The 18,080-nt window shown below is 61.2% G+C and carries 16 protein-coding genes; 6 read left to right on the top strand and 10 right to left on the bottom strand.

Annotated features, from left to right (window positions below):
* Positions 1-332 precede the first annotated feature (332 nt).
* Positions 333-1,136, bottom strand: coding sequence for an NAD(P)-dependent oxidoreductase (locus tag FJ398_01930; GenBank protein MBM3836716.1), 804 nt, complete (start codon positions 1,134-1,136; stop codon positions 333-335).
* A gap of 62 nt (positions 1,137-1,198) precedes the next feature.
* Between FJ398_01930 and FJ398_01925 the strand changes: the two genes are divergently transcribed.
* Genes FJ398_01925 through FJ398_01910 form a run of 4 tightly spaced genes read left to right on the top strand, consistent with a single transcriptional unit; the run spans position 1,199 to position 5,846 of the window.
* Positions 1,199-1,987 carry a type II secretion system protein gene (locus tag FJ398_01925; protein ID MBM3836715.1) on the top strand — a complete coding sequence of 263 codons (789 nt, stop codon included), beginning with the start codon at positions 1,199-1,201 and terminating at the stop codon, positions 1,985-1,987.
* A complete protein-coding gene (locus FJ398_01920; GenBank protein MBM3836714.1) occupies positions 1,687-3,273 on the top strand; it encodes a formylglycine-generating enzyme family protein in 1,587 nt (528 codons plus the stop codon). The genes FJ398_01925 and FJ398_01920 overlap by 301 nt, the downstream gene beginning before the upstream one ends.
* Before the next feature lie 50 nt (positions 3,274-3,323).
* Positions 3,324-3,626 (top strand): addiction module protein, encoded by a 303-nt coding sequence (locus FJ398_01915; protein MBM3836713.1) that lies wholly within the window; start codon positions 3,324-3,326, stop codon positions 3,624-3,626.
* A 54-nt stretch (positions 3,627-3,680) separates the two neighbouring features.
* Complete coding sequence (locus FJ398_01910; GenBank protein ID MBM3836712.1) at positions 3,681-5,846, top strand: hypothetical protein; 2,166 nt, start codon at positions 3,681-3,683, stop codon at positions 5,844-5,846.
* Positions 5,847-6,450: 604 nt separating this feature from the next.
* Here FJ398_01910 and FJ398_01905 read toward each other — a convergent pair.
* Genes FJ398_01905 through FJ398_01895 form a run of 3 tightly spaced genes read right to left on the bottom strand, consistent with a single transcriptional unit; the run spans position 6,451 to position 7,904 of the window.
* On the bottom strand, positions 6,451-6,744 hold the full coding sequence (locus tag FJ398_01905) for a type II toxin-antitoxin system RelE/ParE family toxin (GenBank protein ID MBM3836711.1): 294 nt from the start codon (positions 6,742-6,744) through the stop codon (positions 6,451-6,453).
* Complete coding sequence (locus FJ398_01900) at positions 6,741-6,959, bottom strand: addiction module protein (GenBank protein MBM3836710.1); 219 nt, start codon at positions 6,957-6,959, stop codon at positions 6,741-6,743. Before FJ398_01900 ends, FJ398_01905 begins: the two co-directional genes overlap by 4 nt.
* A 60-nt stretch (positions 6,960-7,019) precedes the next feature.
* Positions 7,020-7,904 (bottom strand): GrpB family protein, encoded by an 885-nt coding sequence (locus FJ398_01895; protein ID MBM3836709.1) that lies wholly within the window; start codon positions 7,902-7,904, stop codon positions 7,020-7,022.
* Positions 7,905-8,322: 418 nt separating this feature from the next.
* Here FJ398_01895 and FJ398_01890 point away from each other — a divergent pair, with 418 nt between their 5' ends.
* Positions 8,323-9,426, top strand: a complete 1,104-nt coding sequence (locus FJ398_01890) for a zinc-binding dehydrogenase (GenBank protein ID MBM3836708.1) — start codon at positions 8,323-8,325, stop codon at positions 9,424-9,426.
* A 315-nt stretch (positions 9,427-9,741) separates the two neighbouring features.
* Here FJ398_01890 and rpsU read toward each other — a convergent pair whose 3' ends face one another.
* From rpsU to FJ398_01860, 6 genes are all read right to left on the bottom strand, one after another.
* A complete protein-coding gene (gene rpsU, locus FJ398_01885; protein MBM3836707.1) occupies positions 9,742-9,939 on the bottom strand; it encodes a 30S ribosomal protein S21 in 198 nt (65 codons plus the stop codon).
* A gap of 246 nt (positions 9,940-10,185) precedes the next feature.
* Positions 10,186-11,535 (bottom strand): Gfo/Idh/MocA family oxidoreductase, encoded by a 1,350-nt coding sequence (locus FJ398_01880; protein MBM3836706.1) that lies wholly within the window; start codon positions 11,533-11,535, stop codon positions 10,186-10,188.
* Between the two features lie 162 nt (positions 11,536-11,697).
* Entirely contained in the window at positions 11,698-13,560 is a 1,863-nt protein-coding gene (locus FJ398_01875; GenBank protein ID MBM3836705.1) for a hypothetical protein, read from the bottom strand.
* 219 nt (positions 13,561-13,779) lie between these two features.
* Positions 13,780-14,511, bottom strand: coding sequence for a DUF3299 domain-containing protein (locus FJ398_01870; GenBank protein ID MBM3836704.1), 732 nt, complete (start codon positions 14,509-14,511; stop codon positions 13,780-13,782).
* A 254-nt stretch (positions 14,512-14,765) separates the two neighbouring features.
* Entirely contained in the window at positions 14,766-15,977 is a 1,212-nt protein-coding gene (locus FJ398_01865) for an FtsX-like permease family protein (GenBank protein MBM3836703.1), read from the bottom strand.
* A 331-nt stretch (positions 15,978-16,308) separates the two neighbouring features.
* Positions 16,309-16,986, bottom strand: a complete 678-nt coding sequence (locus FJ398_01860) for an ABC transporter ATP-binding protein (GenBank protein MBM3836702.1) — start codon at positions 16,984-16,986, stop codon at positions 16,309-16,311.
* A 142-nt stretch (positions 16,987-17,128) separates the two neighbouring features.
* Here FJ398_01860 and FJ398_01855 point away from each other — a divergent pair, with 142 nt between their 5' ends.
* Positions 17,129-17,689, top strand: coding sequence for a rhomboid family intramembrane serine protease (locus FJ398_01855; GenBank protein ID MBM3836701.1), 561 nt, complete (start codon positions 17,129-17,131; stop codon positions 17,687-17,689).
* Positions 17,690-18,080 lie beyond the last annotated feature (391 nt).

The raw sequence follows: 18,080 nt of genomic DNA, 5'->3' as shown, positions 1-18,080 counted from the left end.
GTATCGCCGATTTCCAATCGGCAGGGCGCCGGCAAGTCCCAGCGTGCTCGGACTGGGAGACGCCCCGCAGAATACAATTCTGCGATACGGCAGAGTGCAACTCCGCGCTACGAGCTTTGTCGTCCATCCCGCGGACCAAGCAGTAATTTGAAACCTGATCATTCAGCCTTCCCTTCGATCACTGTTGAGCGAAATGGAGTGGCAATCGGAGTCATCAGTGATCAGGAGTCAGTTGCCTGTCGCGCATCACGCATTACGCATTACGTTTTACGTTTTTGCGCTTCCCTCCGAGGACGAAAACCCATTCGACGGACAATCACAAAGCACGAAGGCTAGAGCCAATGTTCCACGCCCGTGGGCCACTGGTCTTGCGGTTCCCATCCCACGACACGCATCGCCGGTTCCAGGTCGAAAACGATTCGGTTCGTGGGCCGGCTCGCGACGTACAGTACTTCGAAGCCAGGCGTCAACGTCGCTTCCATCGCGCGCGCAAAGAATCGTCCGGCATCGCCCGGACTGAGATAAATATTGGGTCCGCGCACGGTGCGCCCGACTTCGGCGGCGTGCTCGCGGTTGCGCGGAAACCAGCCCAGCCTCAGCGCCAGCACCGTCATGCTGCAATTGCGGGCGTAAACCCGCCCCGCGGCTTCGGCGGCGATCTTGGTCACGGCGTACCAATCGCGCGGCGTGTAGGGCGCATCGGGTCCAATGGGCCAGGGGCCTTCCAGCAACTGCCACCAGACAACCTGTCCCGTGCTCGCCAGCAACACGCGTTTCACTCCGCCAAGACGCGCCGCTTCGAGAACGTTGTGCAACCCGGCAAGATTGTTCGGCAGCAAGCGCGAAAGAAAGTCGTCATCATCCGGCACGGCGGCGAGATGGATGATCGCCGCGGCGCCGTCGGCGGCTTTTCGCAAAGCCGCAGCGTCAGTGAGGTCGCCCACCACGAAATCAGCCGTCCCCGGCGTAGGCAAGCGGTCGAAACCTCGGACAGGCCATCCGGCAGCCCGCAGACCGGACACGGCCGCCCGTCCGATGCTCCCGGACGATCCCGTCACCAAAATGGATGCCGTGCGATTCAATTGCATGTCCCTGTTTAAACCGGAACGGGGACAACCCACAAGTGGACAAAGCATGCGCGACGAAATCCAGGTTGACGCCGAGAGGAGCGGGAGGAACAGTTGCCGCACCTCGTGCCATGAAAACAATCTGTCCGACGGCAGCCAGGCCGTGTCCTGCCTTCACGCTCATCGAATTGCTGGTGGTCATTGCGATCATCGCGATTCTCGCTTCCTTGCTGCTTCCCGCGCTCTCGCGAGCCAAGGCACAATCGCACAAGTCGCTTTGCGTCAGCAACGCCAAGCAATGGGGACTGGCGGTCAATCTGTATGCCGGCGACTACGACAATTCGTTTCCCGACAATCGCGACGGGCTTGGGTTTAGTTGGATGACGCCCTCGATGAGCAATTTTTGGAACAACTATCTTATCCGCAACCAGCGCACGACCGCGAAATCCGAGCGCCCGCGCAACGACGTTCTCTTTTGCCCGACAGACGTCTGGCACCGCGTCGCCGAACGCGGCATGATTACGTCGGACAGCGGCGCGCAATTGATGGGTTACTTCTATTTGCCCGGCCGCCGCACGGGCGATCCCGACGTCACGAGCTACGCCCAGGGCACCTCGGAATGGTTCTTCCGCAAGAAGCTCAACGGGCCTTATGCTTCCGCCCCGATCTTGATCGACCGCCTTCAGGCTCTCGGTCCGAAAACCACGAATATTTACGATGCCCGCTTGAGATGGACCACCGATTACGAGGGCAAGAAGGTGCTGACGGCGGTGCATCGCAATGCAGCCGGGGCGCCGGAGGGTGGCAATTTCGGATTCGAAGACGGCCATGTCGAATGGTTCCGGGGCCGCCGCGTTTTGCTCGGCTCGGCCTACGGAGATTGGCAATGTTTCTTCAAGGTCCCGGTGGCGGAGCCGTAATTACTGTGCGGACCGTGGGATTGACGACAGATCGACCGGAGAACCCCAGCGCAGATTTTCAATCTGCGGTATCGCCGATTTCCAATCGGCAGGGCGCCGGCAAGTCCCAGCGTGCTCGGACTGGGAGACGCCCCGCAGAATACAATTCTGCGATACGGCAGAGTGCAACTCTGCGCTACGAGCTTTGTCGTCCATCCTGCGGACCAAGCAGTAAGGTGGGGCGAGGCTCCTGCCGAGCCAATGCCATCGAGGAAAGGCTCGGCAGGAGTCTCGCCCAACCGTCACTATTGAACCGTTGCTTCATCCTGACGTTCACTTTCTTGTGTTTATTGGCCGGCATGGCGGTGCCACGTTCCTTCGCGCAAACGGCCTCGGCGCTCGAAATTGATTTGTATCCGGGGCTGACCGTCACGGGAGAAGCGGGCGCGGTCTATTCAATTGAATACACCACGGACCTTTCCCAGACCAATGCGTGGCGCTGTCTGGACTTCCTCCAACTGCTCTCCGAGAGTTATTTATGGGGCGATCCCACGCCTGCGACCGGCCCGCGGCGGTATTACCGAGCTGTAAAACAAGCGCGGCCGGGAATGGTATTCATCCCGCCCGGCGCCTTTCGGATGGGAAGCCCGACGAACGAAGTCGGCCGTGCCGAGGACGAAGGTCCGCAAACTACTGTCACGTTGAGTCGCGGCTTTTACATGGCGAAATACAAAGTCACCCAACAGGACTATCAATGGGTGCTGGGCACGTTTCCCAGCGTTTTTACGGGCGATTTGAACCGGCCGGTGGAGACCGTGAGCTGGGAGGATGCGACGAATTACTGCGCGCGGCTCACGAGGCAGGAACGGGCGGCCAGAGTGATTCCGCCCAATTGCGTCTATCGGCTCCCGACCGAAGCGGAGTGGGAGTATGCCTGCCGGGCGTGGACCTCGACGCGCTTCAGCTTTGGCGACGATCCGGGCTACACCAAGCTGGCCGACTACGCGTGGTACGAAGACAACAGCAGCCACACGACTCACGCGGTCGGCCTGAAACTGCCCAATCCCTGGGGCTTGTATGATATGCACGGCGGACTCTGGGAATGGTGCCAGGATTGGTACGGCCGCTATCCGGGGGGAAGGGTCGTCGATCCGAAAGGGCCGGCCACGGGCACTTACCGCGTTTACCGCGGCGGAAGCTGGGGTTGTGAACCGCCGCAATGCCGCTCCGCGACTCGCGGCTACAATCCCGAAGGCGAGACGGGTTACGTGGGTTTTCGGGTTGTGCTGTCGCCCGGTGACCCTTGAAAGACGCTGCGCGCCCAAGCGGACAGGCTGGACTGCTGGGTTAATGGGGAATGATCAGCGCTGGCTCGTGTCTGGCCAAGAGGCGATTGCATCTGCCCCCGGAGGATCGTATGCGACATTCCATGCCGTTGACCGTGGAACAAATCGTTGAAGAAACCCGCCACTGGCCGCCGGAGAAGGTGGGCGAACTGGTGAGCCGTTTGGCCGAGCACTTGCACCGGAGCCCGCCCGAAATCGAGATCGCCTGGAAAGCCGAGATCGACAGGCGCATGGAGGAAATCCAGACCGGCAAAGTTCAGGGCATCCCCGGAGAAGAAGTCTCCGCTCGCATCGGCCGTATCCTGAAACGGTGACGCCCCACACGTTTCACCCGGATAAGAGTGAGTTGAACACCGGAAGCGCGGCCAATGCCACCCCAATCTCAAAGGGACAGCAACCAGGAACGGCCACTTTTTGTGCCAGTATCGAGCATTTCCCTCGAACCTTCTGCGCGATTTTTCCGACCCGTGCGCCTCAAGACAACACTATGTCCGTATCGCCGAAAATCGCCGCAACTCGCGACAAGTTCTCGGAGCACGGCTGTGTGCGCAGCACCAGCCGCAGCAGCCCGGCAGTTCGAGCGAACTGCGGCTGTGTCTTCGACCACAGCCGCGCTCCGTTTTGGCTGCGGCTCCTTCGGCTGCGTCGCGCTGAGGATTATACGCGGTTTTCTGGCGGTGGGTTTGTCGTTGGATTTTCATGGGGCGCTGCTCACGGCCGACTCCGTTCAGCCCGGCACGGTTTCGCGCCGGCCGCCGGGGCTTGCGATTCTTGTCACTTCCAGCAACAGCGCTCAGCTCGTGGTGTCGGGAACGAGCGGCGCGGCTTATGGCATCGCATCCACGGAGGACTTTCTGAAATGGACCACCTGGCCTGCCCAGACCGCCGACGCCAGCGGCCGAACGGCCTTCGCCATTCCGTTGACCTCCCCTCGCCTGTTCTTTCGCGCTTTTTCCGCCGGACCGGCAACCACAAAGCTTGAGCCGCCCGAAGTCGCGATTGGCCGGCGCTTCTTTCTGGAGACTCGCTTCGCGCAATACTTTTACGCACATTCGGGCGGAGACGTGAACGCTTCGCTGTCCAGCGGCGACCCCGTTCTCGACGCGACCCGCACCGTCAACACCACCGTGCCGGGCGCGTTCGCCGGTCAGTCCATGAATTGCCGCGCCTGTCACCTCGTGGACGAGCACAAGGCCGGCGGTCTGGGCACGCGCGCATACGCGGATTTCGCAATTCGTTCGCCGATTCCGGAGCGCGGAGATGGCCGTCGGTTCACGGCGCGCAACTCGCCCGCTCTCGCCAACGCCTCCATCCCCCGGCGCGGAGCATTCTTCCTGCACTTCGACGGCGAATTCCCGACTGGCGAAGCTCTGATCAAAGCTACCTTGACCGGCCGCAACTTCGGCTGGCTGCCTGCGGAACGCGCGCTGGCCGTCCGGCACATCGCCAAAGTCATCCGCGAGGACAACGGCCAGAGCGCGCTCGGCCACAAAACGGGCGGCGCTTACCGAACGATTCTGGCCGGCCTCGATCCCGCCATTCCCGCCGAGTTCCGATTGCCGGAAGCGTTCAGGATCGATGGGTCCAAAGCTGCCGATGACGAAGTTCTCGACGCGGTGGCGAAAATCCTCAACGCCTACCTCAAGTCGCTCACGTTCTCGACGAACGAAGCCGGGGAGTACGACGCCAGCCCCTACGACGTCTTCCTCAAAAAGAATTCCTTTCCCCGCCGCCCCGCCGCGGGCGAGGACGACAAATCGTACAGCCGCCGCTTGCGGGCACTGGTGGCCAATCTGAAATCGCCTGTGTTTGTCACCGCGGACGACGGCTCCTTCACGACGCACGCTCAGAAGTTCGCTTTTGGCCCGGCGGAATTGGAAGGGCTCAAAATCTTTTTCGCCGAGCCTGGCGACGATTCCTCGCCGCCGGGGAGAATGGGAAATTGCCTCGCGTGCCACGCCGCGCCGCACTTCACGGATTTCAGTTTTCACAACACGGGCGCGACGCAGTGGGAGTTCGACTCGGTCCACGGCGAGGGGGCGTTCGTGCAACTCCGGGTCCCTGGCCTCGCCGAGCGCCTCGCCGCTCCGGATGATTTCCTGCCGCCCACGGCCCGGCATCCGAACGCTACAGGCCGATTCAACGCCGCGCCGGCCAAAAAGGCGCCTGGCGATGTCGATCTCGGTCTGTGGAACGTGTACGCCAATCCGGATTTTCCCGCGCCGCAAGCCGCCCTCCAAACGATGCTCTCGGCGTCGTTGGGGGCGAATACCGCAGAGACTCTCTTGCCTAAAACGATTGCGCTCTTCAAGACGCCCGGCTTGCGCGATCTGGGCCACTCGGCGCCCTACCTGCACACGGGCCAATCCTCGACCATCGAAGCGGTCGTGTTTTTCTACCGCTTCACTTCCGACCTGGCGCGGGAACAGAGGATTCGCAATGGCGACCCGGAAATGGCCAAAGTCCTTCTCACCAAGGAAGCCCAGGCCCCGCTGTCCGCATTTCTCCGTTCGCTGAACGAGGACTTTGAATAATTGCGCAATCGCGCTCGAGACGAAGCACCGATCTTTCCTCAAGGAAACCCTCCCGTTGAGAACCGCCCTCCGAACCTTCGACGCGGCCTGCCGCGTGAGCGAAGCTTTTACGCGGCTTGGTTCAACCGGTGAATGCAGAGAAGATGGAGAAGATGGGAGCCATGGTTATTGAGCATGCAATAGACGGCCCAGGACATTCGGGATCAGGACTAGCGTTCGTACCACCGAGGCCACGGTTACGCTGCGTGAGGCCAACCGGTGCTCGCGTGACCCGGGTGCGGAGCGTTTCCTGGCCGTAAAGCCCAAACCAACGCCGAGAGCTCCCGCCGCAAAGGCGCCCACCTCGCCGACAACCACCGCGTGGAGCACGAATTGCCCATCACGCCCAGCCAAGGCAAACGGAAGCCACGAGTAGGACAGAAGCCATAGCGGAATGCCAACGCTTCCACCAATGAGGGCTGTTCTCGCCAAGCTTCTCTTCATGCGCTCACGTCCTTGGGTTTCACCGAACGACAAAACTGAGCGACGCGGGCGGCCCAACGCGTCCGCATCGTCAACTGACATGGCCCGCCCGCGTTCGGTCCAGTGATCTGGTTCGGCAAGTTCACGTCAAATGATCCCTGATCCATGCTGGACTCTTCCTACAGTCAACGACGGCATGAACGTAAGCAATCCTCGCAGCCGTCCTGTAATAAATCGCGAATGGAAACCGCTTCGAGAGCATGCGATGGAAATCTCGGTACGCCAGCCGATGAATCCCCGCGTACAGTTTCAGTGATTCAATATCCGAATAGAGACTCTCCAGGAAATACGTCCCCAAACCAATCTCTTGCTCCTCGTAAAAGTGAAATCCGGCAACAAGATCATTCTCAGCCTTGTCCAGAATCTCGATCGTCATGAAATCCGCTTCCGAATTCTCTGCTTGGCCGTCTCCCAATCAACGAACGTTGCCTTGCCTTCGGCGACCTGTCGCTCTCGTTCATCGAGGACCGTCTTATGCCAATCCGGAACGGGAATCTCCTCCTCCCGGTTACACAGTTCATCCCAAAGTGCCTCCATAAGTTGAAGCTTTTCGGACAGTGCCATCTGTTTGAGATCAACCTGACTTTGCATGCTGCAAAGCTTAAACGATGACCCCAGCGCGTTCAACGGCGATTTGCCGAAGGATTCGGCTCACCGATGGCGGCCCTCCGTGGCTTCCGAATGGCCGAACCGCGTCGCGGGGCCGCCATTCGGTGCCGCGGTTGGTTCGGCAGGTTGTCTTTCCTTAGAGCGTGTCCGAAAATTCCGCGGGGTCCTGTTTTCGCGCCAAAGGCCGGATGGCGAGGCGCGACGAAGGAGAATATCCTCCCTGGATCTTCGACTGAGGAGCAACGAAGCCAGGCGGCCTTTGGCGCGAAAACCCTCCGGGCGGCGGGTCTTTTGTCCGTGGCCTGCGTTGGCTCGGTCCTTACAGCCCGCGTTGGGGATGCTCGGACCTCGCCGCCTTGGCCACAGCCAAAATCCCTCGCCGCAGGACCCCGCGCAATTTTCGGACACGCTCTTAAGCGCATCGGTGACGAACGCTCCCTTCGCCTTGCAGTATTCGAGCTCATCCTGAATCCCCGCCGCGAGAATCGCGCGCTTCCGCTCCTCATAGCTCTGCTTTAAAGTTGAATCGCGACGGAGCGCTTCTCGGAACCACGCCAACTCGTCATGCTCCTCCGAACCCAGCGCGATGACGTGGGCGTGAATGCGATACAAACGGCCATCGTCCTCAACACATCCGACGCGCATCGGCCGGTCCTCGGGGAATGGCTCCGGCCCGCCCTGTTTCTGAAATCCAAGTTCATCGAGAACCACCCTCGCGCGGGCAAGCAACCCTTCCGGATAGAGAACGGCCAGATCGATGATGCCTTTCCCACCGCAACCTGGAACGGAGGTGCTGCCAACGTGCTCAACCTGTAACGCTGGTTCCACACCTTGAATGCCGCTACGAAGCCGACGCGCAATCTCGATGACCTCTGGCTCGTATGCGTGAAACTCAGCAGGGTTTGAAAAATAAGGACGGATACGCATACGTGAATGCCGCCGAACGATCAGGATGAGCCATGACGAGGAGCGCGGCAGGCAGATCCGAATTGGAACAGCAACGTCATCGCGCTCCTCGTCATTGGCTCGATCCGTTGGTTCGGCTTGGTAATGCTCTGAGCCCCCTCAGGCAGCGCACATCTCGGATCATGATCACAACAGTGATTACTAATAGAACTCCGTGAAAACCGGGAATAATCCAGGATCCCCAAGGAGGGATAAAGTAGTCAACAGCGACCGCGATTCCCCAAGCAATCAGCGGAGCAGCCTGCGCCGCCGGAGCGGCTGCGTCGTCGCGAAGGCGCGGGAGGACGCTCCCCTCACCTTCACTGAAGGGAATACCTTGAAAAAGTCCCGGCGCGGCCCAAGCTTCTAGTTCCGTTGACTCCTATTCGAGCCACATTTTATGCGAAACGCCCGCGCCTCGGTTCTTGAAAAGTTTGACGCGCCCCTGCAATTGAGATCGTTCCCGCTCCCGGAGAAAATTGATCCCGGCGCCGCGCTCGTCCGCACAGAGATGGCCGGCATTTGCGGCACGGATGTCCACCTCTGGAAAGGCCAGCTCCCGATCGCGCTGCCCGTCATCATGGGCCACGAAACCGTCGGGCGCATCGAGCAACTCGGCGAGGGATTGAGCCGCGACTGGACCGGACAGCCGTTGCGCGCCGGTGATCGCGTGACGTGGAACTCCGCGACGTCCTGCGGGCAATGCTACCACTGCACCGAGATCCGGCAGCCGACGAAGTGCTCCCAGCGGCGCGCGTATGGCATCGGTTATCGCTGCGACGAACCGCCGCATTTTCTCGGCGGTTACGCTGAATTTCACTATCTCCGGCCGCGCACGACGATCTTCAAGCTCCCGGACGATCTGCTCACCGAATCGCTCATCGGCGCCGGTTGCGCGTTGATCACAGCCATTCATGGGATCGAACGCACCGGTGTGGCGTGGCGTGACACGGTGGTTGTTCAGGGCGCCGGACCGGTGGGCATTGCCGCACTGGCGGTGGCGCGGAGCGCGGGGGCGGCGAAAGTGATCGTGATCGGAGGCCCCAAACATCGGCTCGAAACCGCGCGGCGCTTCGGCGCGGATCACGTCATCGATCTGTCCGACGTGTCCGATCCAAAACAGCGAATCGCGGCGGTCCACGACCTCACCGGCGGCCACGGCGCGGACGCCGTCCTGGAATGCGTTGGAATCCCGTCAGCCGTGCCTGAAGGCATGGAAATGTGCCGCGACGGGGGCAAATATCTCGTCCTGGGCCATTATTGCGACGCGGGGACCGTGGTCTTCAACCCGCAGGTCATCACGCGCAAACAACTCCAGGTTTTCGGATCGTGGTCGAGCGAACCGCGTCACCTGAAGGTCGCGATTGATTTTCTCCGGACGCACCAGACGGAATTCCCCTTCCACACCATGGTCAGTCATCGCTTCGACTTGGATCAAGCGAACGAAGCCCTGGCCACGACCGCCCGCTGGGAATCCGCCAAGAGCGTGATCGTGCCGAGCTGAACTGGAAAAGGGGTTTGGCCCACGAAACACCCAGCGCGGCTGACGCCGCAACCAAACGAGTGCGCGCCTCTCCCGCCGCGCTGGGAGTTCAAAGTTTCTTGGGCCGAGCGCATGGTTCCGAGGATCCGGGGAACTTCCCATGACGCGTTCCTCTGGACCGCGGCCTTTAGGCCGCTTCAGCGCTGGACTCCGGAGAGTGCGCGGATGCAGCCTGAAGGCTGCGGTCCGCACGATGCGGCGGCGCGGCAGCACGCGCTACCATTGGTGGGACTTTGGCCGCCGCGTTGACATTCCGCTTGCGTGCCTTGCGCCGCCTCACTGGTCGGCGTGGCGCTGGCGCAGCATGGCGTTGAACCGCGCCTCCTTCTGTTTCTTCCGGAGGTAATCGCTCGGTTTTTGAAAATGGCGCCGCTTTTTGAGTTCATCGAAGAGCCGCTCTCGGCCGAGCGCTTTCTTCAATCGCCGCAGCGCCTTGCCTACGTCGTCGCCTCTCCTGAGTTTGATTTCAGTCATGTTAGCCTAAACAGGACGATCCGGGGTTGCTTGGCTGCCTTTTGGGAAACCGGGACGATCAGATCGTTCAAGAATGCCCTACGCTCCCCGCAATTTCGCGAGAACGCAAGGAGTATCTTCGCCTGCCTGGTATGGCCTGGTATGGCCTCAGTTGAGGGTGGGACGAGACTCCCGCCGAGCCAATGCCATCGAGGAAAGGCTCCGCAGGAGCGTCGCCCCACCGTCGAGGGGATACCTTCGCCTGACTCAGACGCTCGCCGGCTCCGGATGAACCCAGGGCGAACGATAAGTCCGGCGCAAAAGGCGATTGGCTTCGTCATCGCCCACGACCTGGCCCTTCGCGGCGTCCCATGTCAGAGTGCGGCCGAGTTTCATGGAATGATTGGCCAGAATGCAGGAGGCGCTCGAAATGAACCCTTGCTCAATATCGGCTACCGGCTTGCTACGCTTGGCGATGGCTGACAGGAAATCCTTCATGTGCCAGCGAATCGCTGAGGCGCAATGTTTTTCCAAATCTTTCTCAGTCTGGTCTTCGGGATATTTGTCGTACTCGTAGAGCGGCTCGCCTTTGGCAGTCGGCTCCTTTTTGCCCCGCGGGAAAAACTCGTAATTGAACACGCTGGCTTTGAGCGTGCCTTTGTCTCCGTAAAACGTCGCGGCCCAGGGATAATCGGGATCCGGCATGTCACCCCACGTGCGGTGTTTCCAAACCACCTGAAGGTCTCCGAAGTCGAACGTCGCGGTCTGCGTGTCAGTGGTGTTGGCGTTGCTCTCTTTCTCGACCAGGATGCCGCCAGTGGAACTGACCCGTTGCGGCCAGCCTAAATCGAGCATCCAACGCACCATGTCGAGCATGTGGATGCACATGTCGCCCACGATGCCGTTGCCGTATTCCATGAAGGCGCGCCAGCCGCGCGGATGGGTCCGGCGGTTGAAGGGCCGCATCGGCGCCGGGCCGGTCCACATCTCGTAATCGAGGTAATCGGGAACGGGCACGTCCGGCGTCCGGCCAGCTCGCCCCATGCCCCAGTAGCAGCAGATATCGACGTGCGCGATCTTGCCCAGCTTCCCTTCCTTGAGGATTCGGTCCCTGGCCTCGATCAAATGCGGAGTGCTGCGGCGTTGCGTGTTCACCTGCACGACGCGGTTGTATTTGCGCGCCGCGGCGAGCATGGCCTGGCCTTCGACGACATCGGCGCTGATCGGCTTTTGCACCCAGACATCTGCGCCCGCTTGAACGGCCGCGATCATCGGCAAGGCGTGCCAGTGGTCCGGGGTTTCGACCAGCACGATGTCGTGGTCTTTCTCTTTCAGCATTTCGCGGTAGTCAGCGTAAGTGCGCGGCTTCTTCTTCGAAGCTTGCCGGGCCGCGACCATGTCCGCGGCCTCCGCCAGCAGGCGCTTGTCCACGTCGCAAAGCGAGACGACTTCGACGGGCGCGACCTGGATCAATCGGAACAAATCGCACTTGCCGTACCAGCCCGTGCCAATGAGCCCGACGCGTTTCTTTTGATCGGCGAATTCTGCGGCGTAGTTGGGAAGAGCGGACAAGGCCAAACCCGCCGCGCCAGTTTTGAGGAAATTTCGACGGTTCATGCGCTTCTTGTAGGCGCAACTCACTTCCCTGACAAGCAGTGATCTCGGTGTCATCCACACCTCCCATAAACCTGGTAGGGCGAGCCCGTCTCGGCGAGCCGCGCGGCGTGCTGGGAATACGTTCGGATCGGCTCGCTGGGGGCAGCGCCGCCTTGCCAAGCGTCATTCGCCGGACTGGATCTGCACGCGAACGACTCCGTAAACGAGGAAGGAGGGCACTTCGAATCGGATTTCGGCGCCGCTCGGTTCGAATTTCAGAATCTCGGCGGCCGGTTTCTCCGGCGTTACGAATTCCAACCGCCCCGCCCGCGTCCCCGGCGGGAGACGAAAGCGCGCGCGAAATCCGGGCGCGGTGATGGGTTTTTCATCCTGAATCCCGCTGCCCGGACTCCGCTTCTGCGCCGGTTCCACGCGATTGTAATTCACGAAATGGAGATCGATTTCTTCGTCCGCGACCGGACGGCTGGCGGACACGCGAACGGCCGGCGGCGCTTCAAATCGGCTCAGGGATTCCGGGAACCGCGCCGTGACCGCGTGGGCCTCCAGCCGTGGATCGCCCGGATCGAACACGGCAGCGTAACGGTTTTGGCCCCGCGCGTCCTTCAGGTCATCGGGAGCGACATCGAACAACACGTGCGCATCCAGCAACCGCCGGCCGATCTCCTTGAATCGTTCGACGGCGGTCACGTCGCCTTGATGCACGCGGGCTCGCGGAAAAAGCAGGAGCAACTCTGCGTAAGAGCCGTTGCCGCGATAAAGCGCGTCGTGGCGGCGGAGAAAGCCGTAGTAGCGCACGATTTCCTGGCGGGCCAGCGGATCGGTGAAGCGCGTGTAGAATCCCATGGGCGCGCCGCCGTTCGCGGCCAGCTCTGCGATGGCGGCGCGGATGCGGGTGCTCTCGTATTTGCCCAGCGTGAACGGCTTGTCGGCGAACGCGCCGCGAATGTAACGCGCTTGCAGAGTCGCTTCGCCAAGAAGTCCCGCCGTGATGTCAGTAAAGTTGGCGGCGTCGCCGGTGCTGTACCAGAGGTAATCTTCATCTCGACCCCAAACATCCGCCGGGAGCAGACATCGCTCATCCCCGCTGATCTGGCTGAAGTTCCCCAGATGATTCCACTGGGCCACGATCAGGTCCGGTTTGAGGGAGCGTCCAAACTGCACGAACACTTCATCGAACGCGCGTTTGTTCGCGAGTTGCGAAAACGCAAGCATCTCACGGCGGATCGGCGGGGACCGCGCCGGATCATGCCAGCCGACAATTTCATCGAAGCGATGCTCCGCGAGGTCGCGAACTTGAAAGCGGCGCTCCAGCTCCTGTGGAGAGAAGCGTTCGCGCAGGTGATCTTTGAATCCGCGGAGGCAGTGTTCGCAATGGCAATCGTGGCGGTAGAAGTAATTGACGATGAACCCATCCACGCCTTGCCGAATGCCGAAGCGCGTCCACGCTTTCAACACTTCGCGCCAGGTCGGATTGTTCAGGCACGCCCAGTATTCCCGCATGCCGCCGATGCTGTAGTTCTGGTTGGAGATCGGTTTGCCGTCCCGACCTTTCTCGAGGAACTCCAGCGGATCCTCCGCGGGTTTCGCGCCGAGTTGATCCGCGTCCCATTGCTGCCGATAAAACCGGAAAAAGCCGCGCGGCCCTTCCGCACTTTCCGGATCGCCGACGAGGAACTTCACGTTCATGTGGCCGACGACTTTCACCCCGCGGCGATGCAACTCTGCGTTGAGGCGCGCGAACCATTCCGCGCAGGGGCGATGGCCTTGCACTGGGAAATGCGCCGGATAACCCTTGCCATACGGAGTGTCGGCCAGACTCCAGAAGTGCGCCCCGTAGAAACCCACCTGCGCGATTTCCGGTTTCACTTCCTCGATAAACGGCAGATAACCCGGATCAGCGTAATCCGACCAATGGGCGACCAGGCGAGTGAATTCGAGGCGTTCCGCGGCGAGTGCGGGAAGGGCCAGCAAGGCCAGGCCCAGCGCCAATCGGTGCCACAATGCCACAGGTTTTTGTCTTCTCATGAACCAGACGGTAGGGCGAGCCTGTCCCCAGCGAGCCGAGTCGGACGTGTTCCACGCACGTCGAGCGGCTCGCCGGGACGGACTCGCCCTGCCGGGTTCATGGGCCGTGTGCATGATTCTGAAACCTAGCGAACTTCCCATGAACCCGGTAGGTCTCGTTGCCGCGCAGTCGGTCTTCTGTCGATGCGGCAGCGCCTCAGCACCGCCCCGCTCACGCTTTCAGAGATCCGCCGGGACGGCCATCTTTTCGCCGTCCATCGCGTAGATGCCGACGAGGTAGCCGTTCTCGCGCATTTCGCCGACGCGAAGCTTGCCAAAAACCGTCACGGGCTGATCCATGATGGGCTTCACGCCTTTGTTCGTCATTTTGACGCTCACCCACTCGTTGATCTTGGGCACGGTCCCGTAACAACACATCGATTGGTCGCGCATGATGAGCATTTCCGTGACGAGTCCGCTTTCGACGCGGAGCGGAAGCATGAAACCTTTGAGCGCGACCTTCGTTTGATCGAGCGCCTTCACGCCGGCCGGAATCTGCTCCTCGGATTTGGAAGGGGTCGCGACCTGGTTGGTCGAAGGCCGGTCATCCGGGATCACGAAATTGAAGGAAGCCAGTTTGTCGAATGCCACGGGAACAAATTCCTCGGTGGTGGAATTCGGAGCCTGGGAATCCTGCGGCTGGGCGAGGTTCGGCCCTGCCGCTGTCTGAACCTGTTCCGAGCGCTGGAGCTCGCTCTGGGTCGAATTCGTCGAGGCGGATCCGCTGGAATCGGCAACGGAAGGTTTGGATTCGGGCTTCGACGGATTGATCGGTTCGCCCCGGATGTCCGCCGGCGCGTTGTCTTCGGAGGACCGGCTTGACGCAGAGCAGCCAGCGAGGAGGCAGGCGGCCAGGGAAGCGCAAAATGCTGCTCGCAATTCAGCGCTTAGATTCCACATCGGATTGCTCATAACGTCTCGGCATTGCTTTTACTCTGGTCCAGGCGCGGTTTCAACTCTGCTCATCGTTACGGCTAAGCCATCTATTGATTTCGACGGGGAGCGCACGCGCCCTCGCGTGCCGTGGTCGGCGCCCTCGCCGACCACGAGGGTTCCGTCGAACACTCACCATCGACTGACCTTCTGACGCGTTCCTTCCGACCGGCGAGGCGCCGGTCGGAACACGCGAGGGCGCGTGTGCTCCCCGGTTTCGACTGCATTGTTGGCTAAGAAATCGGCGCCAGGTTCTCCGCGACGTCCGTGCGATACGCTTTCACGGCCGGAACAATGCCGGACAACGCGCTCAGCCCGATCAATCCCAGCGGCGCCCAGAGCATGATCGCGTGAAACGCCAGCGGGTCGAGCACGATGCCCGTCTGCGCGCGCACTACCGAAGCCACGCCCAGCAGAATCACCGCGTAAAATCCAAATCCAATCGCCATGCCCAAGGTGGCAATTGCGGCGGCTTCCAAAATAATCGAAGCCAACACCGTGCGCCGATGCGCGCCCAGCGCGCGCAGGATGGCGATCTCCCGGCGGCGCTCATTCATCGAATTGTAAAGGCTGGCGAGAATCGAACCGGTGGCGACGAGCGCGACCAGGTACGCCACGAGTTCCAGCACGCGATCGAACCAGGCGATCTTTCCAAAAAGTTGCGCCATGATTTGCCCGATGGGCCAGGCGAACGTGAGCCGGCTTCCTTCCTTGTTGTAGAGCAAGTTGAGGCGCTGCCCGGCGATCGCGCTGCCCGCTTTGAGTTTGATGAGCACGGCGCTGATGTCCGAGGCGGCGGCGGGATCGTGTCCGCTCATTCGCTGCAAACCTTCCAGTGGAATCCAGATCACACGGTCCGCCGGAGTGTTCGTCGGTTCCAGGATTCCGACGACCAAATAGGTTTCCGCGTGTTCCTTTTCTTCGTCGAACAGGAGGCCATGGAAGGGATGGATCACGTCGCCCCGTTTCAGGCCAAGCTTCTCCGCCACGAGACTTCCCGCGACGGCTTCGCGCGCGGTGGGATCAAAGATTCGCCCTGGGGCGCGCGGGGCGCAACGCTTGCCCGGCGCGTATTCGGCCTTCGTGAAAAACTCCGGCGAAGTTCCCACCAGGCGGTAGCCGCGATAATTGTCGCCCATCGCGATCGGGACCGCCAATTCGACGTTGGGATTTTTTTGAATCTCCAGGTAATCGGACCACCCCAGATTGCCGGGTGATTCTTCGAGGTGAAAGACCGCGTTGAGAACCAACTGAAGTTTGGCAGAACGCGCGCCCAGCACGGCGTCGAAACCGCCGCTCATGCCCGTGAAGGCGGCGTGCGATTGTTCGCGAACCGTCCACACAGACATCAACAAGCCTCCCGCCAGCGCGATGGACAAGGCCGTGAGCACGGTCGAGAACGCGTGCTGGCGAAGGCTTTTATAGATGATCAGCCACAAGGTCATAGCAGGCGGGTAGGGCGAGTCCGTCCCGGCGAGCCGCTCGACGCGCGTGGAACACGTCCGACACGGCTCGCTGCGGACAGGCTCGCCGGACCCGGGAAGGTATCTCCGTCCGGCGTCGCATGGCTCAGTTCCCCTCCCGGGAGGGGCGAAGGGGTGGGTTGGTTCATGGGAAGCTGCCTTGGTCTCGGAACCATGCACTCGGCCCTTGAACCCGTCGATGGTAGGGCGAGGCCGTCTCGGCGAGCCGCTCGACACGCCTGGAACACGTCCGGACCGGCTCGCTGGGGACAGGCTCGCCCTACCCAGCGGTTCATGGGAAACCGAAACGATCTCATTTCTCAACCGCGTTGGAATTGTTCAGGCTCTCAAAATCTCGAACCTGCTCGAACTGGCCGAGCGCTTCCCGGTCGTGACTCACCAGGAGCAGCGCGGCGCCGTTCTCGCGGCAGGTTTCGCGAATCAACGTCAGAACTTCGCGCGCGTTGGCGTGATCCAGGTTGCCCGTGGGTTCGTCCGCCAGCACCAGTTTGGGCTGGTTCGCCAGCGCCCGCGCCACGGCGACCCGCTGCTGCTGGCCGGTGGAGAGCTGTCGCGGATAATGGTTCAGATGATCCCTCAAACCCACGCGGTCCAAAAGCCGCCGCGCCTTTTCGCGATCCGCGCCGCGGCCGAAAGACATTCCCAGGAGCACGTTTTCCAGGCAGGTGTAGCCCTGGAGCAGATTGAACGTTTGAAAAATGTAGCCCAGCGTCGTGGCTCGAATCCGGTCCCGCTCCGGCTCCGGCTGGGCGGACATTTCGCGGCCCGCCACGGCGACGCGGCCGGAATCGGGTTTCAGGATGCCGGCGATCAAATTCAAGAAGGTCGTTTTTCCGGAACCGCTTTCCCCTCGCAGCGCGACGTGCGCGGCTTCCTCCAACGCAAAGTCGCGGACGCGGACCACGTCGTGGCGCGTTCCGTCCGGTCGAAGAAAGGATCTCCGAAGGTCTGAGATTTCCAGGACGCGCATTTCGGTTGGCCACAAGCATCCGTCAAGTCTTGCCGTCCCGTCAAAAGATTTCCGCGATTCAACGATTCCAGTTTGAACTTTGAACTTTGAACACAGACGCCCGGCATTGCTTTGCCTGCGCTGATGCCAATAATCCCCGCTCGTGGCGAAGACACTTAAGTTCGGAAACTGGTCGAACGCCGTCGAGAGCAGCGCGCTGGTGGTGGGCCTGATGGTTCTGGTAGCCGCCGTGGATCACTTCTTGAAGCTGGGGCTCAACGCGCTCGGCATCATCCCGCGCACGCTGCCGGGGTTGCTCGGGATTTTCTTCAGCCCGCTGCTGCACCTGGACAAGTCGCACCTGATGGCCAATGCGTTTCCGCTCTTCGTCCTGCTCATTCTTCTGTTTTGGGACCGGAAATATCACCCGTTCGAGACGCTGGCGGTTGTATGGCTGGCGAGCGGTCTTGGGACCTGGCTCATTGGCCGCGGCCAGTCGATCCACATTGGGGCCAGCGGGATCATTTACGGGCTGGTGGTTTATCTCATCGCGGCCGCGTTCTGGATGAAACGCTGGCGTCCCGCTGTCGTGGCGATCTTCGTTTTCGTGATTTACGGAGGCATTTTCTACGGCGTCCTGCCTCAGCAAGGTCACGTGTCGTGGGAAGGGCATCTGGCGGGCGCAATCGCGGGCTGGTGGACGGCGCGGAGGAACCATTGGTGAGGGCGTTAAATGGGTTAAAAAGGTTACATGGGGGACGGCGTTTGGCTTCGCGCCGTAGGCGAGGCGAGAGTCAGCGTCAGCGAGGGAGCACGAAGGTCCGATAGAAACGCTGAGCGCGCGGAGGGACGGGATAGACGGAGCGCAGGGAATTGGTCGAAGCTGAATTGGTGGAGATCGTAGCCCGGTCTTTCAGACTTTCAGATCGTTGGAGGCCTGGATGACCCTTTGAACCTACGAACCGTTTGGACAAATTCGGGTTGCATATGCAACAGGAATTTGTCCGCATTACCTCCGACGGTTCGTGGGGAGGGAGAAGCCAACGGTGGGAGTTGGAGATGCACTGCTGCACAACCGCGACGACCGCGCTCTAATCCAGAATTCATCGTTGACG

The sequence above is a fragment of the Verrucomicrobiota bacterium genome (genome assembly GCA_016871535.1).
GTDB lineage: Bacteria > Verrucomicrobiota > Verrucomicrobiia > Limisphaerales > SIBE01 > VHCZ01.
Note: the sequence above shows the minus strand (reverse complement) of the source record. Positions and strands in the feature narration are given on the sequence as shown.